At 64.4% G+C, this 20349-nt stretch carries 19 protein-coding genes; 11 read left to right on the top strand and 8 right to left on the bottom strand.

Annotated elements, in window-relative coordinates:
* Nucleotides 1–26: 26 nt before the first annotated feature.
* From GDR53_RS18935 to hflX, 4 genes are all read left to right on the top strand, one after another.
* Entirely contained in the window at nucleotides 27–2360 is a 2334-nt protein-coding gene (locus GDR53_RS18935; RefSeq protein WP_193335966.1) for a sensor histidine kinase NtrY-like, read from the top strand.
* Entirely contained in the window at nucleotides 2360–3742 is a 1383-nt protein-coding gene (ntrX, locus tag GDR53_RS18930; protein WP_193335965.1) for a nitrogen assimilation response regulator NtrX, read from the top strand. Before GDR53_RS18935 ends, ntrX begins: the two co-directional genes overlap by 1 nt.
* Before the next feature lie 177 nt (nucleotides 3743–3919).
* Nucleotides 3920–4171 carry an RNA chaperone Hfq gene (gene hfq, locus GDR53_RS18925; RefSeq protein ID WP_193335964.1) on the top strand — a complete coding sequence of 84 codons (252 nt, stop codon included), beginning with the start codon at nucleotides 3920–3922 and terminating at the stop codon, nucleotides 4169–4171.
* Between the two features lie 9 nt (nucleotides 4172–4180).
* Nucleotides 4181–5557 (top strand): GTPase HflX, encoded by a 1377-nt coding sequence (hflX, locus tag GDR53_RS18920; RefSeq protein ID WP_193335963.1) that lies wholly within the window; start codon nucleotides 4181–4183, stop codon nucleotides 5555–5557.
* A 31-nt stretch (nucleotides 5558–5588) separates the two neighbouring features.
* On the opposite strand, the gene mazG is transcribed toward hflX, so the two are convergent.
* Nucleotides 5589–6398 (bottom strand): nucleoside triphosphate pyrophosphohydrolase, encoded by an 810-nt coding sequence (gene mazG, locus GDR53_RS18915; RefSeq protein WP_193335962.1) that lies wholly within the window; start codon nucleotides 6396–6398, stop codon nucleotides 5589–5591.
* Nucleotides 6399–6611: 213 nt separating this feature from the next.
* Here mazG and GDR53_RS18910 point away from each other — a divergent pair, with 213 nt between their 5' ends.
* The gene (locus GDR53_RS18910; protein ID WP_193335961.1) at nucleotides 6612–7382 is read left to right on the top strand and encodes a hypothetical protein; all 771 of its coding nucleotides are present in this window, start codon (nucleotides 6612–6614) and stop codon (nucleotides 7380–7382) included.
* Nucleotides 7383–7507: 125 nt separating this feature from the next.
* Here the strand turns inward: GDR53_RS18910 and GDR53_RS18905 are convergent, their stop codons facing one another.
* Nucleotides 7508–8257, bottom strand: a complete 750-nt coding sequence (locus GDR53_RS18905) for a phosphotransferase enzyme family protein (protein WP_193338171.1) — start codon at nucleotides 8255–8257, stop codon at nucleotides 7508–7510.
* A 135-nt stretch (nucleotides 8258–8392) separates the two neighbouring features.
* Between GDR53_RS18905 and fgd the strand changes: the two genes are divergently transcribed.
* The 6 genes from fgd (at nucleotide 8393) to GDR53_RS18875 (ending at nucleotide 14178) form a co-directional block, all read left to right on the top strand.
* Nucleotides 8393–9463, top strand: a complete 1071-nt coding sequence (gene fgd, locus GDR53_RS18900) for a glucose-6-phosphate dehydrogenase (coenzyme-F420) (protein WP_232846675.1) — start codon at nucleotides 8393–8395, stop codon at nucleotides 9461–9463.
* 27 nt (nucleotides 9464–9490) lie between these two features.
* Entirely contained in the window at nucleotides 9491–10327 is an 837-nt protein-coding gene (gene cofE / locus GDR53_RS18895) for a coenzyme F420-0:L-glutamate ligase (RefSeq protein ID WP_193335960.1), read from the top strand.
* A 3-nt stretch (nucleotides 10328–10330) separates the two neighbouring features.
* Nucleotides 10331–11278 carry a putative F420-0 ABC transporter substrate-binding protein gene (locus GDR53_RS18890; RefSeq protein WP_193335959.1) on the top strand — a complete coding sequence of 316 codons (948 nt, stop codon included), beginning with the start codon at nucleotides 10331–10333 and terminating at the stop codon, nucleotides 11276–11278.
* On the top strand, nucleotides 11278–12294 hold the full coding sequence (locus GDR53_RS18885) for a putative F420-0 ABC transporter permease subunit (RefSeq protein WP_232846674.1): 1017 nt from the start codon (nucleotides 11278–11280) through the stop codon (nucleotides 12292–12294). The genes GDR53_RS18890 and GDR53_RS18885 overlap by 1 nt, the downstream gene beginning before the upstream one ends.
* Nucleotides 12291–13079: an ABC transporter ATP-binding protein gene (locus tag GDR53_RS18880; protein ID WP_193335957.1), complete on the top strand. Its 789-nt coding sequence runs from the start codon at nucleotides 12291–12293 to the stop codon at nucleotides 13077–13079. The genes GDR53_RS18885 and GDR53_RS18880 overlap by 4 nt, the downstream gene beginning before the upstream one ends.
* A 97-nt stretch (nucleotides 13080–13176) precedes the next feature.
* A complete protein-coding gene (locus GDR53_RS18875; protein ID WP_193335956.1) occupies nucleotides 13177–14178 on the top strand; it encodes a TIGR03842 family LLM class F420-dependent oxidoreductase in 1002 nt (333 codons plus the stop codon).
* An 8-nt stretch (nucleotides 14179–14186) separates the two neighbouring features.
* Here GDR53_RS18875 and GDR53_RS18870 read toward each other — a convergent pair whose 3' ends face one another.
* The 6 genes from GDR53_RS18870 to GDR53_RS18845 all read right to left on the bottom strand — a co-directional run bounded on the left by GDR53_RS18870 (nucleotide 14187) and on the right by GDR53_RS18845 (nucleotide 20333).
* A complete protein-coding gene (locus GDR53_RS18870; RefSeq protein ID WP_193335955.1) occupies nucleotides 14187–15023 on the bottom strand; it encodes an MBL fold metallo-hydrolase in 837 nt (278 codons plus the stop codon).
* A gap of 2 nt (nucleotides 15024–15025) precedes the next feature.
* Nucleotides 15026–15805: a TatD family hydrolase gene (locus tag GDR53_RS18865; protein WP_193335954.1), complete on the bottom strand. Its 780-nt coding sequence runs from the start codon at nucleotides 15803–15805 to the stop codon at nucleotides 15026–15028.
* Complete coding sequence (gene metG / locus GDR53_RS18860) at nucleotides 15806–17356, bottom strand: methionine--tRNA ligase (protein WP_193335953.1); 1551 nt, start codon at nucleotides 17354–17356, stop codon at nucleotides 15806–15808.
* Nucleotides 17353–18381: an AAA family ATPase gene (locus GDR53_RS18855; protein WP_193335952.1), complete on the bottom strand. Its 1029-nt coding sequence runs from the start codon at nucleotides 18379–18381 to the stop codon at nucleotides 17353–17355. The genes metG and GDR53_RS18855 overlap by 4 nt, the downstream gene beginning before the upstream one ends.
* On the bottom strand, nucleotides 18378–19064 hold the full coding sequence (gene tmk, locus GDR53_RS18850; RefSeq protein ID WP_193335951.1) for a dTMP kinase: 687 nt from the start codon (nucleotides 19062–19064) through the stop codon (nucleotides 18378–18380). The genes GDR53_RS18855 and tmk overlap by 4 nt, the downstream gene beginning before the upstream one ends.
* A gap of 123 nt (nucleotides 19065–19187) precedes the next feature.
* Nucleotides 19188–20333, bottom strand: a complete 1146-nt coding sequence (locus GDR53_RS18845) for a D-alanyl-D-alanine carboxypeptidase family protein (protein WP_232846673.1) — start codon at nucleotides 20331–20333, stop codon at nucleotides 19188–19190.
* Nucleotides 20334–20349 lie beyond the last annotated feature (16 nt).

Genomic DNA, 20349 nt, shown 5'->3' with positions numbered 1-20349 from the left:
CGGAAATGGAGTGCCTTGCGGCATTGATGAGTGAAGTAACAGCGATCGAAGACGAGCCGATGCGCGAGCCGGGCGATGCGGGCAAGCCTGCGCGTACGCCCCTGTTCAGCATGCACAACAATACCCCCCTGCGCGTGCTCGGCTTTGTCGTAGTCATCGCCTCGGTGCTGATGTCCTCGATCTCCTTCCTGATCCTGTCGGGCACCACCAATATCGAACCCTCGACCACAATGTGGACCGTGATCTGGATCGTCACCGGCCTGCTGGTCCTGCTGATGATCGCCCTGGTGCTGACCGAGGCCATGCTGCTGTTCCAGGCCCGCATGCGCAAGCAGGCCGGCGCCGGCATGCAGATCCGCATGGTGACCATGTTTGCTTTGGTGGCGGCCATTCCCGCCGCCATCGTCGCCGTGGTGGCCACCATCGCCCTCAACCAGGGGCTGGACCAGTGGTTCAGCGAACGCACCAGGGCCATGGTGGAGAGTTCGCGCCTCGTCGCCCGCTCCTACATGCTCGAGCACGCCCAGGTGCTGCGCGACGACATCATCTGGACCGCCACCGAGTTGGAGCAGGCCCGCAGCACCTACGATACCGACCCTTCCCGTTTCCAGGGCATCCTCACCGCCCTGGCGGTAACGCGCTCGCTGCCCTTCACCTCGCTGGTCAAGGCCGATGGCGAAACGCTGATGCGGGCGCAGATCGCCGTGCAGGGGGCCTATCCCGCGCTGCCTGAGGGCATCACCACCGGGCTGGTGGAGGGCGTCCCGGCCGCCATTGCGCCGGGGCGCGTCAATCTGGTCGGTTCGGTGATCAAGCTGCGCGGCTATGACGACACTTTTCTCTTCGTGGCGCGCCCGGTGGAAGCTGAAGTGCTCGAATATATGCGGCTGACCGACGAGAACATCACCGAATACCGCCAATATGCCTCCAATCGCCTGGTCTTCCAGATCACCTTCACCATCATGTATGTCGGCTTGGCCGTGGTGCTGCTGCTGGCGGCCTTGTGGATCGGCATCGCCTTGGCCAACCGCTTCGTCGACCCGATCAGAAACCTCATGATTGCCTCCACCCGCGTGCGTGGCGGCGATCTGGACGTGCGGGTCCCGGTACAGGAGGGCCGTGGCGATCTGCGCGACTTGTCCAATGGCTTCAACCGGATGACCCAGCAACTTAAACATCAGCGCGAAGCCCTGCTCACCGCCAATGAGATGAACGAGAAGCGCCGCCAGTTCACCGAAGCCGTGGTGGAAGGCGTGTCGGCCGGCATTATCGGGCTTGATCCCTTCGGCACGGTGACGCTGGTCAATGCGCGCGCCTGCGAGATGCTCGAGCGCGACGAAATCGGGCTGATGGGCGAGCGCATCGAGGTAGCCATGCCGCAGCTGGCGCCGATTCTCGAACGCGCCCGCTCGGCCCGGCGCGGCCAGGTGCGCGACCAGATCCATCTGGGCAACGAAACCGATCGACGGACCTATCAGGTGCAGCTGACGCGCGAGGGCTCGATCACCGAGTCCAAGGGCTATGTGCTGACCTTTGACGACATTACGGACCTCGAATCGGCGCAGCGCACCAGCGCCTGGGCCGATGTGGCGCGCCGCATCGCCCATGAGATCAAGAACCCGCTGACGCCGATCCAGCTCTCGGCCGAACGCCTGCGCCGCCGCTATGGCAGCCGGCTCGAGGACGATCGCGAGATTTTCGACAAGTGCATCAATACCATCGTGCGTCAGGTGGGCGATATCGGCCGCATGGTCGACGAATTCTCCGCCTTTGCCCGCATGCCCGAGGCGGCGCCGGAAATGTCCGACCTCTCAGACACGGTGCGCCAGGCCGTGTTCCTGGAAAGCGTGCGCCTGCCCGAGATCACCATCACCACCATCCTGCCCGAGGAGCCGATCCTCGCCTGGTGCGACAACCGGCTGATCTCCCAGACCCTGACCAATCTGATCAAGAACGCCGTCGAGGCTTTCGAGGCAGTGGACCGCAGCGAAGAACTGCAGCCCGCCATCACCGTTGAAGGCCATATCGAGGGCAACCATGCGCGCATTTCGGTATCGGACAACGGCAAGGGCTGGCCCAAGGAAAACCGCCAGCGCCTGCTCGAGCCCTATATGACCACACGCGAGAAGGGCACCGGACTGGGGCTGGCCATCGTGGCCAGGATCATCGAACAGCATGGCGGCATCGTCGAACTGATCGATGCCGAGCCGGACGCCACCGGGCGCATCGGCGCCTGCGTCACCTTCACACTGCCTTTGCAGGCTCCCAACAATACGTCAGTGGCGGAGGCGGCGGCCGAACCGGCCGTCCAAATCGCCCAACAGGAGGAGCCGCTCGTTGCAGCGGCGGTTCACAAGTAATGGCCCTTGATATTCTCATCATCGACGACGAAGACGACATCCGCGACCTGATCGCCGGCATCCTGGAGGATGAGGGCTTTGAGGCCCGCCAGGCGCATGACGCCGATAGTGGTCTCAATGAAATCGCCCGGCGCCGGCCGAGCCTGGTCTTTCTCGACATCTGGATGCAGGGCTCGCGCCTCGATGGCCTGCAACTGCTCGACGTGCTGCAGAGCCAACATCCGGACATGCCCGTAGTGATGATTTCCGGCCATGGCAATGTCGAGACCGCCGTCTCGGCAATCCGGCGCGGCGCCTATGACTATATCGAAAAGCCGTTCAAGATCGACCGGCTGCTGCACATCACCCAGCGCGCCATGGAAGCCACCCGGCTGCGCAATGAAGTGGCCGAACTGCGCGAGCGCTCGTCCAGCAAGAATGTCGACATGGTCGGCACCTCGGGCGCGCTGCAGATCGTCCGGGGCATCATCGAGAAATCGGCGCCGACCAATTCGCGCATCTTCATTTCCGGACCCTCGGGCGCCGGCAAGGGACTGGTGGCCCGCATGATCCACCAGCGCAGCCCGCGCGCCGATTCGCCCTTTGTCGAGATCAATGCCTCGCTCTATGCCCCCGAGGAGGTCTCGGTGGTGCTGTTCGGCCGCGAGATCAGGGAAAAGACCGGCATCCTCAAGGTCGAGGTCGGCGCCCTGGAAAAGGCCCATGGCGGCACGCTTTACCTGTCGGAGGTGACGACGCTGCCGGCGGCGACCCAGGCCGTGCTGCTGCGCACCCTGGTGGAAAACCGCTTCAACCGCGTCGGCGGCACCCAGGCCGTGCCCATCGACGTGCGCATTATCGCCTCGAGCTCGCAGAACGTGGCGGCACAGGTCGAGAGCGGCGAATTCCGCTCGGACCTGTTTCATCGCCTGTCCATCGTGCCGCTGCCCCTGAGCCCGCTCAAGGAGCGGCGCGAGGACGTGCCGCCTTTGGTGCAGGTCTTCATCGAGCAGGTGGCCCGCATGCACAATCTGCAGCGGCTGGCCGTCGGTTCGGATGCCATGGCGGTGCTGCAGGCCCAGGAATGGCCCGGCAATGCGCGGCAATTGCGCAACTCCATCGAGCGCCTGCTGATCCTGATGAAGGACCAGCAGCCCGAGGACGGCGTCATTACCGCCGCCATGCTACCCTCCGATATCGGCGAAGTGCTGCCAACAGTCGGCGACACCGATGCCTCGGCCCATCTGATGAGCCTGCCGCTGCGCGACGCCCGCGAGGTGTTCGAGCGGCAATATCTGCTGGCCCAGATCGAGCGGTTCGGCGGCAATATCTCCAAGACCGCCGAATTTGTTGGCATGGAGCGCAGCGCCCTGCATCGCAAGATAAAGTCGCTTGGGCTCTAGAAGAAAGGACTATATCACCGATCTACCATGCAGTCGGCGCGGGTAGGCAGGAAAATGGTTCTGTGCAATAGTCGTTAATCCGGGGTGAATGCATGCCGGAGTGGATTGAGCGGCAGTCCACGGGCGCGCCGGCGCCACGACAACAGCGACAGCCAATGCCGCGAAAAAGAGGCCTAAATGGCGAACGAAAAGCAACAAAACCTCCAGGACTCCTTCCTCAATCACGTTCGCAAGCAGAAGGTACCCGTCACGATCTTTCTCGTGAATGGCGTCAAGCTGCAGGGTGTGATTACCTGGTTTGACAATTTCTGCCTGCTGCTGCGCCGCGATGCGCAGTCGCAGCTGGTCTACAAGCATGCGATCTCGACGATCATGCCTGGGGCCCCCATCCAGCTGTTCGATCCCGAGCAGAACCAAGACAGCGACTAACGAGTTTTCATGAACGAATTCGACGACGACGACGGGGCCGTCCACAAGGGCGGCCCGCAGGCGTTTATTGATCAGCGCGACCAGCCATTCCGGGTTGGCATCGTGGTGCCGGACACGCGCGGCCAGCAGTCGCGCCATGCCATCGATGCACGGCAGGCCGAATTCGAAGGCCTTGCCGCCGCCATCGCGCTGGACGTGATCTTTTCCGAAGTGATCAAGGTGCGCGAGATCAAGCCGGCCACCTTTATCGGCGGCGGCCACACCGAGACGCTCAAGGCACGGGTCAAGGAAGACAAGATCGACCTGCTACTGATCGACTGCCAGCTGACCGCCATCCAGCAGCGCAACCTCGAAACAGAGACCGGCGCCAAGGTGCTGGACCGCACTGGGTTGATCCTTGAAATCTTCGGCGACCGCGCCGCCACCCGCGAAGGCGTGCTGCAGGTCGAGCTGGCCCACCTCAACTATCAGAAGGGCCGCCTCGTCCGGTCCTGGACCCACCTTGAACGCCAGCGCGGCAGTGGCGGCAGCGGCTTCATGGGCGGCCCCGGCGAAACCCAGATCGAAAGCGATCGGCGCCAGATCATGGACCGCATCGTGCTGCTCGAAGACCGGCTGGACAAGGTCAAGAAGACCCGTGTGCAGCAGCGGGCGCAGCGCAGCGGCACGCCGATCGTGGCGCTGGTTGGCTATACCAATGCCGGTAAATCGAGCATTTTCAATGCCTTGACGCATGCCGAAGTGTTCGCCAAGGACCTGCTGTTTGCCACGCTCGACACCACGGTGCGCAAGCTGGCTTTGCCGCATGGCCGCGAGATCATGCTCAGCGACACGGTGGGCTTCGTCGCCGACCTGCCCACCGACCTGGTGGCGGCGTTCCGCGCCACGCTCGAAGAGGTGCTCGACGCTGACGTGATCCTGCATGCCCGCGACGTCGCCAATCCCGACCATCTTGCCCAGGCGCATGACGTGATCGGCGTGCTGGCCGATCTTGGCGTCTCACCCGAGACCACGCCGATCATCGAGGTCTGGAACAAGATCGATCTGCTGGGGCAGGGGCCGCTGGCGCTCGAAGACGCGCTGGCCGGCATTACCCCGGCCGGCAAGGTCGCCAAGGTCGTGCCGGTTTCGGCAGTGACCGGGCAGGGCATGGACGAGCTGCTGCTGGCCATGGAGACGGCCCTGGGCGAGAAAAGCCGCACCTATCATGTGCATGTGCCGCATTCGGCCGGCGGTGACATCGGCTGGCTGCATTCCCATACCGAGGTAATCTCGCGCGACGAACCGACCGAGCAGGGCACTGGTTTTGAGGTGCGGGTCGAACCGCGCCACAAGACAGCCTTCCTCGAACGCTTCAACGGCCGCATCGACAGCTCCGACGCCTGAGCGGGCGCTTGGCCGTTGATGCTAACGGCGGTCAGGCCTTGTCGGCAGCACGGATCTCGTTCCAGTAGCCATCCAGCCGGTCGAGGCCAGCCTCGGCCGCCGCAATGCCGTCTTCGCGGCAACGCGCCTCGACATGGTGGAAGCGGCGGGTAAACTTGAGGTTGGCGTCGCGCAACGCGCCTTCGGCATCGACACCGGCCTTGCGCGCCAGATTGGCCACGGCAAACAGCAGATCGCCGATTTCCTCATGCACGGCGGCCTTGTCGCCGCTGGCATGGGCCTCGGCCACCTCGGCCAGTTCTTCCTCCACTTTGGCTGCTACCGAGGCAAGATCGGGCCAGTCGAAGCCGACCTTGGCGGCGCGCTTGGTCAGCTTTTCTGCCCGGGCCAGCGCCGGCAGCACTTGGGGCACATCGTCGAGCAGGGACGGGGTGGTGTCACCCTTGCGGGCGGCCTTGGCGGCGCGTTCCTCGACCTTGATGGCCTCCCAACGGCCCTTGGCCATCTCTGCATTCTGGGCCGCATCTTCGCCAAAGACATGCGGATGCCGGCGGATCAGCTTCTGGGTAATGCCGAAGATCACGTCGCCAATGTCGAAATGGCCGGCCTCGCTGGCCATCTGCGCGTGGTAAATCGGCTGCAGCAGCAGATCGCCCAGTTCCTCGCGCAGGTCGCCCATATCATTGCGCTCGATGGCGTCGGCAACCTCATAGGCCTCCTCGATCGTATAGTGGCGGATGGAGGCAAAGTCCTGCTCCAGATCCCAGGGGCAGCCGCCATCGGGATTGCGCAAGGCGGCCATGATCTCGATGAGGCGGGAAATCTCGCGGGAGGGCTGCATGGACTGACTTTCGCACAAAGGGATTCGTCGCCCGCCAATCTAGCCGGTTTGCGACGGCGATGAAGACAATCTTGCCGGCCACAGGCGGCAAGACCTGCCGATGGGCGGCGCTAACCGTCTCACCTGCATGGATAAATGCCCGATTTTCCGCCGTTTCGATTTGGCCCGGCTCTTGCATGGTGACGCGCAGTGCTGGCCATGGGAGCGATGGGCATGACAAATGTGGGATCGAGCAGTGGCGCCGGGGCAGGGCTGCTGAACCGGCTGTTTGCACTGGTGGACAAGGACAAGGACAGCGCGGTTTCCGGCGCCGAACTGTCGGCGCTGCTGGACAGTGTCGGACAGGGAGCCAAGATCGGCGCCATTCTGGCGGCCAATGACACCGATGCCGACGGCGCGCTATCGACCACGGAATGGCCCAACAAGCTGGTATCGGACAACACTATTGGACAGCTGCTGAGCCTGCAGGATGTACGCGACCTGCGCAATCTCAGCGCCGAGCAGCGCAAGGAGAAGTCCGACACGCTCAAGCAGGCCTATTTCACCCGCGTCGATGCCGATGGCAATGGCGTGCTGAGCGGTGATGAGGTCGAAGCTGACCGCGTGCTGAACCTGGCCAAAACGCTCGATAGTGGCGCGCCGCCCAACACCGCGGTGATGATCCGGGCCGGTGCCGATCGCAACGCGCTGACCATGGACGACATCGCTATCGCCCAGCGTATCGACATGTCAGGCCTCAAAGCCGTTGAGCTCACCGATGCGCAGAAGACCGAATTTGCCGCCATGCGCGACCGGATGGCGGCGATCGCCAAAAATGCGGATGCCGACGACGGTACAGCACCGGATGCGGGCGAACCGCAAACGGCAGAGGCGCAGGCAGAGAAGGTGAGCACGGCCAACCTGTCGCATTCTCTGATCATGCGGCTGATCGCCCAGTTCACGTCTCACAGTGCAGTGGGGGCAGCGGCCGACATCTCGGCCTGATGCAGGCGGAAACGGGCGTTCCCCAGCGCCATTATCACCACATCCGTATTTCGCATAATATATATTATGGAACTATCGGACATGTGAAACAGGCGGAAAAGCTGGGTTTTGGCTGCTCCGCCTTGTCACAGGTCGCCATCAGCGCCGACAGCACGAACTTCAGCGAGCCGCTGCACGGCATAGTCGTCTTTCCAGCACACGGCAGCCTCCCATGCAGCCGAGGCCTGGGCCGCGCGGTCATGCGCGTCTTCCTCCAGGCCCGCCGCATTTTGCGGCAGCACCAGGTCCAGGTCGGAAATATCGACATGCGCCTCATCCCAGTCGATCAACGCGACCCGGTTCCTGGTCATCAGGATATTGCGCGGGTTGGGATCGCCATGCACGACGCTGGTCGGATGACCGGCCAGCCGTGACCAGGCGGCTCGGCATCGTGCCACGCCGTCTGTCGGCATCGCGCCCAGATCGATCCTTGTCCCGGTATCGGTCTCGAGGAGATCAATCGATGAGCGCCAGCCCGGTCGTTGCGGCCAGCCTTGGGTCAACGCGTGCAATTGGCGCAGCGTTTCGGCTACCCGGCCCCAGTCACTTGCCGTCTCTGGCGGTCCACCTTCGACAAAGCTCATCACCACCAGACCATCCACGAACAGATGTCCATCCCGAGTCGGGATCGGCACGGGCACGCTTAGACCAGCGCGGTCCAGATGCTGCAGCAGCGCCACCTCCCAAGCCAGATCGGCAGCATCGCGGCTGCCAAGCCGACCCACAGCCAGCTGGCCATTTACGCGCACAGTCCAGACGTCATTGGCCACGCCACCCGTGAGTCGGGCCACACGCACCGCGTCATGCCCCCAGTGCTGCAACGCTTCCCATCCCATGGCGACATCCTTGACCACGCTGGCTGAACTCCATGCCGGAACCGGACAGTGCCGTCGCTCTCAAGCCCGACAAAGCCTGACGCCACATCGACTTTCAGGCACTTTGCGACGTCGATACGATTCCGATGGACAGATTTGACCGTTTGGTCAAAACTCACCGCACTGACCAGCCTGTCACTGACTTTGGAGGAAGACGTGCGCTTTGGCTACAAGGCTTCGGCCGAACAGTTTTCACCCAATAATCTGCTCAAATTTGCCATCGAGGCCGAGCAGGCCGGTTTCGACTCGGTCTTTGTCAGCGATCATTTCCAGCCTTGGAAGCATACCGACGGCCATGCGCCCTTCGCGCCGGCCTGGATGGCCGCTGTGCTGGCCAAGACCGACCGCGTCGTGCTGGGCACGTCCGTGCTGACACCGACTTTCCGCCTGCATCCATCGGTGGTGGCGCATGCCTTTGGTACGCTGGGATCGATGTTTCCCGGTCGCGTTATCCTGGGTGTCGGCACCGGGGAATCGCTCAACGAAGTGCCATCCACCGGCATGGTCTGGCCCGAACTCAAGGAACGCTCGGCGCGGCTGCGCGAGGCCGTGGCGCTCATCCGTCAGCTCTGGAGCGAGGATCGCGTCAGCTTTGACGGCGAATTCTACAAGACGCAGAACGCCACCATCTATGACAAGCCCGACGACATGGTGCCGATCTATCTGGCCGCCGGCGGACCGCTCAACGCCAAATATGCCGGCCGCGCCGGCGATGGCTTCATCTGCACGTCGGGCAAAGGCGCCGAGCTTTATGTCGACCAATTGCTGCCCAATGTGGCGCTCGGCCGCGAAGAATCCGCGCTCAAGGACAAGCCGTTCGAGCGCATGATCGAGGTGAAAGTCTCGTTCGATACCGACCCGGAAGCCGCGCTGAACAATACCCGCGGCTGGGCCGCTTTGTCGTTGAGCGCCGAGGAAAAGCACTCCATCGAGGATCCGGCCGAAATGGAACGGCTGGCGGCGCAGCTGCCGATCGAGCGCATCGCCAAGCGCTGGATCGTCTCAAGCGATCCCGAGGAGCATGTCGCCGCGATCAAGACTTACATGGATTATGGCTTTGACCACCTGGTGTTCCACGCCCCGGGCGATGACCAGAGCCGCTTCCTCGCGCTTTATGCCCAGGAAATCCTGCCGCGCCTGCGGGCCCTGGCGCCGACCGGGCACTAGCCCCCTCCCCTGATACGGACGTAAGCCATGCATGTACCGCGATATAGTGTGTGGGGTATTCCGGGACTGCCCGAAGTCGCCGCCGGCGACGATCTGGTGGCGCTGATCATCGACGCGGTTACGGCACAGGCTGTCGATGACCCCGAAGCGGCGCTGCGGAATGGCGACATTCTCGTCGTCACCAGCAAGATCGTCTCCAAGGCCGAAGGTCAGCAGTTTCCCGCCAGCCAGCGCGAGCAGATGATTGCCCAGGAAACCGTGCGTGTCGTGGCCGAGCGGGTGCATCCGGGTGGCGTGACGCAGATCGTCGAGACCCGGCACGGCCTGATCATGGCGGCTGCCGGCATCGATACCTCCAATGTGCCTGAAGGCGTGGCGCTGCGGCTGCCGGTCGATCCCGATGCCTCGGCGCAGGCGCTGTGTGATGGCCTGCAGGCGCGGCTTGGCCTGCGCCTGGGTATCATCATCACCGATACGCTGGGGCGGCCCTGGCGCGTCGGCCAGACCGATGTCGCGATCGGCGCGGCCGGCGTCGTCGTCACCGACGACATGCGCGGCGGCGTCGACGCCAATGGCAGGCCGCTGCAGGTGACCATCACCGTACTGGCCGATGAACTGGCCGGGGCTGCCGACCTGGTCAAGGGCAAGGTCAGCGGCATCCCGGTGGCCGTGGTGCGCGGCCTGGCGCGCCTCGTCACCGACAAGCCCACGCCCGGCGCCCGCTCGCTGGTGCGCTCGGTCGACGAAGACATGTTCCGCTTCGGCTCGGCCGAGGCCTATCGCCTTGGCTATGACGCCGCGCTGGCCGAGCTGCGCGACGGCGACCACATTTTACCCAAACGCGTCAAACAACAGCAGGATTGATCCATGCGTGTCTCTTTCCATCTTGTCGCCCTTGCCGGCCTGGCCCTGTCGGTGGCCCCGGCCTGGGCCCAGACCAGCTATCCGCTCACCCTCGATAATTGCGGCGTCGCCGTAACGCTGGCCGCAGCGCCCGAACGGGTCGTCACGATCAAATCGACCGCCACCGAAATGCTGCTGGCTTTGGGCTTGGGCGACCGCATTGTCGGCGTCGGCTTCCAGGACGGCCCGGTGCCCGAGCCCTGGGCCACGGCGGGCGCGGCACTTCCGGTCCTGGCCGAAAAGCTGCCATCGCAGGAAGTGGTGCTCGAGGCCGAGCCGGACTTCGTCTATGGCGGCTGGGAGAGTAATTTCGCCGCCGATGGCGTCGGCGAGCGGCCCAGCCTCACCGAACTCGGCATTGCCAGCTATGTCTCGCCGGCAGCCTGCCGGTCCATCAAGCCGGTGAAACTGAGCTTTGACGGTCTCTTCGCCGACATTGTCGAAATGGGCACGATCTTTGACGTCGCCCCGGCAGCCGAGGCACTGATCGCCGAACAGCAGGCAGAACTGGACGCCATAGTACCCGACAGCCGCGGCCTCACGGCGGTCTGGTATTCTTCGGGCACCAAGGCGCCCTATGTCGGCGCCGCCAGCAATGCCCCGGCCATGATGATGACGGCGCTCGGCCTGGACAATATCATGGGCGACGTCGATGACGGCTGGATCTCGGCCAGCTGGGAAGCCATTGTCGACGCCAATCCGGACGTGATCGTGCTGGTCGATGCTGCCTGGAATTCGGCAGCACAGAAAAAGACCCTGCTGGCGGAAAACCCGATCACCAGTCAGCTCGATGCAGTGCAGCATGAGCGCTATCTGGTCGTGCCGTTCCCCGCCTCCGAAGCCGGCGTGCGCAATGTCGGCGCCACGGCGGACATGGCGGCGCAACTGGCGGCGCTGACCTTCGATAAATGATGCGGCTGCCGCGCCCACAGATCGCGCTTGGCGCTGGCCTGTGGGCGCTGCTGCTGGCGAGCATTGTGCTGGCCGTGACCTTCGGCCCAGCCGACATTGCCCCGCATGAAGTCTGGCAGACCATTGCCCGGCATCTGGGTCTGCCGCTGGAATCCGGCGTCACCCGGCTGCGCGATGCCATTGTCTGGGAGCTGCGCCTGCCGCGCGTCCTGGTCGCCGCCGGCATAGGCGCAGGCCTGGCGCTCTGTGGCGCCATCATGCAGGCGCTGACCCGCAATCCGCTGGCTGATCCCTATCTGCTGGGCCTCTCGTCTGGCGCCTCCTTCGGCGCCGTGACCTTCCTGCTGGCCGGCGCGGCCCTGCTGATGCCGGTGGGAGCGTTCTTGGGCGCCGGTGCGGCCATGGCGCTGACCCTGCTGATGACGCGGCTGCTGGGCGGCGCCACGCCGTCGCGCGCCATCCTAGCGGGCATTGCCGTGTCGGCCCTGGCGGCGGCGGCAACATCCTTCCTGATCTTCTGGTCGGCCACCGGCGATTCCTACCGGGAAATCCTGAGCTGGTTGATGGGCTCGCTGAGCGGCACCACCTGGGGCGATGCCGGCGTCGTCATCACCACGGTGGTGCTGCTCGGCCTGCCCATGCTGCTGGCCGGGCGGGCTCTCGACGCCTTTGCCTTTGGCGACAATGCGGCGGCGACGCTGGGCATCGACGTCGTGCGGCTACGCTGGGTGCTGTTGGGCGCTACGGCGCTGCTGACCGGCGCGCTGGTCGCCGTCGGCGGGGCGATCGGCTTTGTCGGCCTGATCATTCCCCATGTGGTGCGGCTGGGCACCGGTTCGCGCCACCGGCTGCTGCTGCCAGTGGCCATGCTGCTGGGCGCCAGCTTCATGATCTGGACCGATACCGCGGCGCGCAGCCTGTTCGCGCCGCGCGAACTGCCGGTGGGCATCATCACGGCGCTGCTGGGCGCGCCGATCTTTCTGCTGGTCCTGCTGCGCTATCGGCGGGCGACATGAGCGTGGGGCTGGACGTCGACGCGGTCACTGTGCGCGCCGGGCCGGCGGTGCTGCTGGACGCCGTCACCTGCCGGGCCGATGCTGGCCGGCTGACCGGACTGATCGGCCCCAATGGCGCCGGCAAGTCCACCCTGATGCGGGCCGCTTTGGGCCTGCTGCCATTGCAAAGTGGCCGCATCACCTTTGCTGGGGCCGATCTGCCGAGGATGAACCGACGGGTCCGGGCCCAGCTGACCGCCTTTGTCGAACAGAGCGGCGCGGCAGAGGTGCAGTTGACCGCCCGCGAGGTCGTCGCCTTGGGTCGTATCCCCTTCCAGTCGATCTGGCAGGCATCCCCCTCCCCCGCCGATGATCTGGCCGTTGGGGCAGCGCTGGCGGCCGTGGGCATGGCCAGCTTTGCCGAGCGGCACTATCACACGCTCTCCGGTGGCGAACAGCAGCGGCTGCAGGTGGCCCGTGCCCTGGCGCAGCAGCCGCAACTGCTGATCCTGGATGAACCGACCAATCATCTCGATGTGCAGGCGCAACTCAGCATACTGACCCTGCTGCGACAGCGGGCCCGCGCCGGGGCGACAGTGCTGCTGGCGCTGCATGACCTCAACCTGGCGGCCGCCTTCTGCGATGAACTGGTGGTGCTGCAGCATGGCCGCGTGGTGGCGCAAGGCGCGCCGGAGGCCGTGCTGACCCCTTCTCTGCTGCATGATGTCTATGGTGTGCAGGCCAGTCTGCTGCGTCATCCCGGCACGGGCCGGCCGATGATTGCCTATGACATGCCGTCCGAATGAGGCGCGGTGCCGAAAGGCAATTGACAATGGCGCGGCGCGGAACCAGAATTTTGATCGACTGGTCAAATTTATGACCGAGTGACAGGCGGAGGGCTCCATGGAATTCGGCATTACCTTCAAGGGTTTCATCGAACCCGAACGCGCGCGCTATCTGGTGCGCGCCGCAGAATATGCCGGCTTCACCTATTGCTGGTTCTATGATTCCCACATTCTCTGGCGCGATTGCTATGCTGCCATTGCCATGTGCATGGAGCACACCGAGCACATGCGCTTCGGCCCGCTGGTGACCAATCCCGACGTCCGCGACTGGTCGGTAGCTGCCTCCATCTTCGGCTCCCTGTCCAAGCAGAGCGGCGGGCGCTTCGATCTGGCCGTCGGCCGCGGCGACAGCTCGATGCGCGTCATGGGCAAGAAGCCGGCGACCCTGGCCCGCGTCGCCGACTTCATCGCCAAGACCCAGGCCATGGTGCGCGGCGAGGAAGTTTCCTATGGCGAGATCCCCGCCCCGGTGAAATTTCCTTGGGCCGTCGGGCATGACATGCCCAGCTGGATTGCCGCCTATGGCCCGCTGGCCCTCAAGACCGCCGGCGAACATGCCGATGGTGTGGTGCTGCAGCTGGCCGATCCGGGCCTCTGCAAATGGTTCACCGACCAGTGCCTCGACGCCGGCAAGGCTTCCGGCAAGGACATGTCCAATTTCCGCGTCATGGCGGCGGCGCCGGCCTATTTTGGCGACAAGGCCCGCGCCATCGAGGCCACCAAGTGGTTCCCCGCCATGGTGGGCAATCACGTCGCCGATATCGTCGAGAAATACGGCGCCGACAGCGACAAGGTGCCGGCAAGCCTGACCAGCTATATCGAGAAACGCCGCGGTTACGACTATTCCAAACACGGCCAGGCGGATAACCCGTTCCTCGATTTCATCACGCCCGATGTGGTGGAAAATTTCTGCGTGCTGGGCGAGCCGGAGGAGCACATCGCGAAGATGCACGCGCTCAAGGCGGCCGGCGTGACCCAGTTCAACATCTATCTCGACAGTGGCGACGAGGAAGAGATCATTGCCGGCTATGGCCGCCACGTGATCCCGGCCTTCCGGTAAGCCTGCCGCTACCTGTTGAGGATCGTCCCGGTCAGCACATCGATCCGCATGCCATCGAACGCCGGCGTCACATGCGCCGGCGTTGTCGCCTCCACCCGGGCATAGTCCAGGTCGACATGCATGTCGGTGAGCACCGCCTGGCGGGGCGCAAAGCGCTCGATCCAGTCCAGCGTTTCGGCAAGGCTGAGATGGCTCGGATGCGGAGTGATCCGCAGGGCATCGATGACCCAGAGGTCTAGCCCCGAAATGGCGGCATGCGACGCTGGCGGAAAACCCGACAGGTCGCAGCTATAGGCGAACCCGCCCAGGCGAAAGCCCAGCGAGGTAATGTTGCCGTGTTCCTGCTCGAACACCGAAATCAGCAGCGAGCCGCCCGGCCCGACAATATCGAGGGTATCGCCGGCGGCAATCCTGTGGCCATTGAGGATGGGCGGATAGTCGCTGCCCGGCGGGCTCTCGAAGCAATAGCCGAAAGCCTCGCGCAGCCGGGTTTCCGTTGCCACGCCAAAATAGACGTCCACGCGCCTGCGATTGTGCAGCGCCAGCACGCGCAGGTCGTCAATGCCATGCGTATGGTCGGCATGTTCGTGGGTGTACAGCACAGCATCGACACGATCGACTTGGGCGTCGAGCAACTGCTCGCGCAGGTCGACGCCAGTATCGATCAGCACCCGGGTCGGCTGGTCGCTGCCCTCGCGCCAGCCCTCGATCAGCAGCGCGCAGCGGCGGCGGCGATTGCGCGGCTCGCCGGGATCGCAAATGCCCCAGTCATTGCCGATGCGCGGCACCCCGCCTGACGAGCCGCAGCCCAGAATGGTGGCGATGATCTTTTGCGCCGCCGGCATGGTCAGGCCAGCCCGGTCTTGGCGAAGAGGCGCGCAAAATTACCCGTGGTTTCGGCGCCGAGCTGTTCGAGGCTGATGCCGCGCACCTCGGCGACCTTCTCGGCCGTATGACGCACAAAGCTGGGCTCATTGGACTGCCCGCGATGCGGGATCGGCGCCAGATAAGGCGCGTCGGTCTCGACCAGGTAACGGTCGGCCGGCACAAAGCGCGCGACCTCGCGGATCTCCTCGGCATTCTTGAAGGTAATGATGCCGGAAAACGAGATATAGCCGCCCAGATCGAGCGCCGTCCGCGCCAGCTCGGGCGTCGCGGTAAAGCAGTGCAGCAGGAAGGGGAAAGCCCCCTGCCCGGTTTCCTCGGTCAGGATCGCCGCCATGTCGTCATCACACTTGCGGCTGTGGATAACCAGTGGAAGACCGGTGATCCGCGCGGCCGCGATATGGCGGCGCAACCCGGTCGCCTGAGCCTCGCGCGGCGCATTGTCATAGAAATAATCCAGGCCCGCCTCGCCGATGGCAACGCAACGGGGATGGGCACTTAGCCGGACAAGTTCATCCGTGGTGATATGCAGCTCTTCGTCCGCATGGTGCGGATGCGTGCCCACCGAACACCACACATTGTCGAAGCGCTCGGCCAGCGCCGTGTATGTGGAAAACTTTTCCACATGTGTGGATATCGTCACCATGCCGGTCACCCCGGCGGCAGCGGCGCGGGCCATCACCCCGTCGATGTCATTGGCCAGGGCCTCGAAATCGAGGTGGCAATGGCTGTCGATCAGCATCTATTCCGCCTTGCGCTCGATACGGGCAAACACGCCCTGCGGCACCGGCAATTCGGTGCCGGATACCAGGCGATTGGCTATCTTGGCATCGGCCAGCAGGCGCTCGCCCTCTGGCACCACCAGCTGGTCAAGCAGACGCGCCGCCGAGGCGGGCACGAAGGCCAGCATGGGAATGGTCAGGCGGCGCACCGTATCGGCCGTCACATAGAGCACCGTGGCCATACGTTCCGGATCGGTCTTCTTGAGCGCCCAGGGCTCCTGGCCGGCAAAGTAGTTGTTGGCCGAGCTCAGCGCCGCGACAATGGCGCCGCTGGCGTCATGCACCATCTGCTCGTCCATGGCCTGCTGCGCCGCGTCGATGGCCGCGCCCACTTCGGCGATGATCGCCTCATCGGCCTCGGTCAGCGCGCCCAGGACCGGTACCTTGGCGTCGCAGTTCTTGTTGATCATCGACAGCGAACGCTGCGCCAGGTTGCCCAGATTATTGGCAAGGTCGGCATTGACGCGGTTGACCAGCTTGTCGCGGCTATAGTCGCCGTCATTGCCGAAGGAGACTTCGCGCAGCAGGAAATAGCGCAGCGCATCGGCGCCGAATTCCTCGATCAGCGCAAACGGGTCGATGACATTGCCCAGCGACTTGCTCATCTTCTGGCCGTCGACGGTGAGAAAACCATGCGCGAAGACGCGATGCGGCACCTCAATGCCGGCGCTCATCAGGAAGGCGGGCCAGTAGACGGTGTGGAAACGGATGATGTCCTTGCCGATGACATGCAGGTCCGCTGGCCAGAATTTGCGGAACAGCTCGGCCGTCTCGTCGGGAAAGCCCAGGCCCGAAATGTAATTGGTCAGCGCATCGACCCAGACATACATCACGTGGCCCGGCGCATCCGGCACCGGAATGCCCCAGTCAAAGGTGGTGCGCGAGATCGACAGGTCCTTGAGGCCGCCCTTGACGAAGGAAATGACCTCGTTGCGGCGTTCCCGAGGGGCGATGAAATCGGGATTGGCCTCGTAGAGCGCCAGCAGCTTGTCCTGATAGGCCGAGAGGCGGAAGAAATAAGTCGGTTCCTCCACCCATTCGACCTCGGCGCCGGACGGGGCAAAGCGCTTGCCGTCCTTTTCGCTGAGCTCTTCCTCGTCGAAATAGGCCTCGTCGCGCACCGAATACCAGCCCTTGTAGGTCGACTGGAAGATATCGCCATTATGGTTGGCGGCCATCTTCTTCCAGATCGCCTGGCTGGACTCGAAATGGCGCTCTTCGGTGGTGCGGATGAAATCGTCATTGGAGACGTTGAGCGCGCCCGCCAGCGCCTTGAAGGCAGCAGCATTCCGGTCGGCCAGTTCGCGCGGCGTCACGCCCTGCGCGGCGGCCGTCTGCACCATCTTGATGCCATGCTCGTCGGTGCCGGTGAGGAAATACACCTCGCGCCCTTCGAGCCGCTTGAAGCGGGCGATCGCGTCCGTCGCAATCATCTCATAGGCGTGGCCGATATGGGGAACGCCATTGGGATAGGAAATCGCGGTCGTGACGTAAAAGGGCTTGTCGGTCATAGGGTCTCGGCGGAAACGGGGATGGTTGTCGATACGTGCTTCCTGATCGCGTCGAAGATGGCGACGAGGGTCTGTTTCATGTCCAGATTGATAGCGTCTGCATCGGCAAAAAGGCTGTGCGCCTTGTCCCATAGCTCGTTGGCGGAGGCAAGACGCATCCGCGCGCCCGGCTGCATGGCGGCACTGCGCGCCTCATCGGCCATCCAGTCATCGAGCATTTCGCGGGCAAAGGACAGTTCCGGACTCTGGCTGTCCGCCCCGAGCACTTCCGCCAGCTTCAGCGAGACCCCAGCGGGATGATGGCCGGGATCGGCGAGCCAGCTCTGCAGCGCGCCAAGGGCCGAATCCGCCTCCAGCGCCAGCGTCTCAAAAGCGCGGCGCGGTCGGCCACCGGACAGGGCAATGGCGCGGTCGAGCTCGGCCGGGGCCAGCCCCGCATCGTGCTCGAGCAGGATGGCGCGGACATGCTCACCCGCAATCGGCCGCAGGGCCAGGTTGTGGCAGCGCGACTTGATGGTGGGCAGCAATTGTCCCGGCCGGTGCGAGACCAGCAGGAAGGTGGTGTCGGCCGGCGGCTCTTCGAGCGTCTTGAGCAGGGCATTGGCGGCGGCCGGATTGCAGTCGTCAATGCTGTCGATGATGGCGACGCGGTGCCCTGCCCGGCCGCGCGTATGGTGCAGGCTGTCGCGCAGCTGGCGCACATCCTCGACGCGGATGACGGTGTAATAGCCCTTGGCGTCCTTGGGCCGGCGACGCAGCAGGGCTATATTGGGATGCGACAGCGCCGCGACCTGCTCCTCGACCCGGTGCCCATCCTCGTCACCCGTGGCGGTCAGCATGGCGGCGGCCAGTTCAAAGGCAAAGGTGGCCTTGCCGATGCCCATCGGCCCATGCAGCAGGATGGCGCCGGGCAGGCGGCGGTCGGCAATCTGGCTGGCAATGGCAGCACGGGCGGCGGCGTGACCCAAAGCGCGCTGGCGCCGCTCGGGCGTCATCACGCCGTCAAGTGCATTGGGGTCGATCACGCCTGCGATCCTGCCAGCAGTTCGGGAAAGCGTTGGCTGACCACGGTCCAGATCGCCTTTTCCAGCGCATCCTCGTCCTGGGCGGCTGAAATGACGACGCAGCGATCCGGATTGTCCCGGGCAATGGCCAGGAACCCGTCCCGCAGGCGGATATGCCAGTCGAGCTCTTCCTTTTCGAAGCGGTCGCCCGTGACGGCCAGGCCATCCTCGACAGCCCGGTCGGCCACGCGCTTGAAGGCGGCCACCGGATCCATGTCGAGCATGATGGTCAGGTCCGGCGCATGGCCGTCCAGCGCCAGGCTCTCGAGCGCGTCGATCAGCTTGCCATCGACGCCGCCAGTCAGCCCCTGATAGGCGCGGGTGGAATCATGGAAGCGGTCGGACAGCACCCAGGTGCCGTTGGCCAGGTTGGGGGCGATCAGCTGGTTGACGTGATCGAGCCGCGCGGCGGCGAACAGCACCGCCTCGGCCCCTGCCCCCCAGCTTTCCGAGCGCCCCTGCAGGATGAAGGAGCGGATCGCCTCGGCCTTGGGCGTGCCGCCCGGCTCGCGCGTGCGCACGGCCGCAATGTCGTGCCGCTGCAGGTTCTGCAGCAGGCGCTTGACCTGGGTGGATTTGCCGACACCTTCGCCACCTTCGAAGGTGATGAAGCGGGCGCGGGTGGTTTTGGACGCATCGAGCATGGGAGCGTTGTATCCGAGTCCTGGAGCGTTTTCAGCAAGAGTGTCGCCACTGATGCGCTGCGAGAACGCGACAATTCAAAGAACCAAGGTGTCTTCATCGTTTCGGTGAAACGGTGAGACGCCCTAGAGCCAGCCAAGGGCCAGTTGCCGCAGCGCGTCCGTGGCCTGCCGGACGATACCGCCCTTTTCGACGCTTTCGGCAGCATAGAGCGGCGCCACCTGTACCAGACGATCATCGCAGAAGACCTGCAATTCGGCGACCTGTTCCCCCTCCACCACTGGTGGCAGCAGCGGCCCGGTATAGTGCACCTCGGCGCTGAGGCATTTGCGCGAGCCGCGCGGCAGGTAAAGCGCAATCTCGCCGTTACCGATCAGCCCGACATTGCCGCTCTCGCCACCATAGACATCGGCATAGGCGACAACGGCATTGTCGGCATAGGCCGCCACGCGTTCGAAGGCGCGGGCGCCCCAGGTGATCAGCTTGCGGCCCTCTTCGGCACGCTGCGACATGGAGGTGAGGCCATGCACCACGGCGATCAGGCGCCGCCCGCCCTCCTCGGTCGAGATCACCGAGCCATAGCCGGCCGCCTCGGTGTGACCGGTCTTGAGCCCGTCGACGCCGATGCCCATTTCGATCAGCGAATTGCGGTTCGGCTGCTTGATGCCGTTCCACTCCATCTCGGGCTCGGAGAAGTAGTGGTAATATTGCGGAAACTCGCCGATCAGATAGCGCGCCAGATCGGCCAGATCGCGCGCGGTCACATGCATGTCCGGGTCCGGCAGGCCGGTCGGATTGGTGAAGTGGGAATCGGTCAGCCCGATCTCCTCCCCCAGCTCATTCATCATCGCGGCAAAGCTGCCTTCCGAGCCAGCAATGCCCTCGGCCAGGATGATGGCAGCGTCATTGCCCGACTGGATGATCACCGAGCGGATGAGGTTTTCGACCGAGATCTTGGAGTTGAGGTCGGCGAACATGGTCGAGCCGCCCGAGGCCGCGCCGCCGGTGCGCCAGGCATGTTCGGAGACGAAGAACTCGTCGGCAAAGCTGACCCGGCCGGTGCGGATCTCGTTGAAGACCACGGCAATGGTCATCAGCTTGGCCATGCTGGCCGGTTCCATGGGCAGGTCGGCATCCTTCTGGAAGATGACCGTGCCAGTCTCCTGATCCATCAGAATGGCGAATTTGGCCTGGGTATCGAACTCGGCCTGCGCCCAGGCCGGAAACGTCAGCGCCACGAGGAATGCCAGAATAGTGCCGAGCCGTTTCACGCGCTGTTCTCCCCGT

It is taken from the genome of Devosia beringensis (assembly GCF_014926585.1).
GTDB classification, from domain to species: Bacteria; Pseudomonadota; Alphaproteobacteria; order Rhizobiales; family Devosiaceae; genus Devosia; species Devosia beringensis.
Note: the sequence above shows the minus strand (reverse complement) of the source record. Positions and strands in the feature narration are given on the sequence as shown.

Excerpts from the sequence above, each read along its gene's own strand:
- GDR53_RS18935 (WP_193335966.1), top strand. The coding sequence starts at position 27 with ATGAGTGAAGTAACAGCGATCGAAGACGAGCCGATGCGCGAGCCGGGC.
- ntrX (WP_193335965.1), top strand. The coding sequence starts at position 2,360 with ATGGCCCTTGATATTCTCATCATCGACGACGAAGACGACATCCGCGAC.
- hfq (WP_193335964.1), top strand. The coding sequence starts at position 3,920 with ATGGCGAACGAAAAGCAACAAAACCTCCAGGACTCCTTCCTCAATCAC.
- hflX (WP_193335963.1), top strand. The coding sequence starts at position 4,181 with ATGAACGAATTCGACGACGACGACGGGGCCGTCCACAAGGGCGGCCCG.
- mazG (WP_193335962.1), bottom strand. The coding sequence starts at position 6,398 with ATGCAGCCCTCCCGCGAGATTTCCCGCCTCATCGAGATCATGGCCGCC.
- GDR53_RS18910 (WP_193335961.1), top strand. The coding sequence starts at position 6,612 with ATGACAAATGTGGGATCGAGCAGTGGCGCCGGGGCAGGGCTGCTGAAC.
- GDR53_RS18905 (WP_193338171.1), bottom strand. The coding sequence starts at position 8,257 with ATGGGATGGGAAGCGTTGCAGCACTGGGGGCATGACGCGGTGCGTGTG.
- cofE (WP_193335960.1), top strand. The coding sequence starts at position 9,491 with ATGCATGTACCGCGATATAGTGTGTGGGGTATTCCGGGACTGCCCGAA.
- GDR53_RS18890 (WP_193335959.1), top strand. The coding sequence starts at position 10,331 with ATGCGTGTCTCTTTCCATCTTGTCGCCCTTGCCGGCCTGGCCCTGTCG.
- GDR53_RS18885 (WP_232846674.1), top strand. The coding sequence starts at position 11,278 with ATGCGGCTGCCGCGCCCACAGATCGCGCTTGGCGCTGGCCTGTGGGCG.
- GDR53_RS18880 (WP_193335957.1), top strand. The coding sequence starts at position 12,291 with ATGAGCGTGGGGCTGGACGTCGACGCGGTCACTGTGCGCGCCGGGCCG.
- GDR53_RS18875 (WP_193335956.1), top strand. The coding sequence starts at position 13,177 with ATGGAATTCGGCATTACCTTCAAGGGTTTCATCGAACCCGAACGCGCG.
- GDR53_RS18870 (WP_193335955.1), bottom strand. The coding sequence starts at position 15,023 with ATGCCGGCGGCGCAAAAGATCATCGCCACCATTCTGGGCTGCGGCTCG.
- GDR53_RS18865 (WP_193335954.1), bottom strand. The coding sequence starts at position 15,805 with ATGCTGATCGACAGCCATTGCCACCTCGATTTCGAGGCCCTGGCCAAT.
- metG (WP_193335953.1), bottom strand. The coding sequence starts at position 17,356 with ATGACCGACAAGCCCTTTTACGTCACGACCGCGATTTCCTATCCCAAT.
- tmk (WP_193335951.1), bottom strand. The coding sequence starts at position 19,064 with ATGCTCGATGCGTCCAAAACCACCCGCGCCCGCTTCATCACCTTCGAA.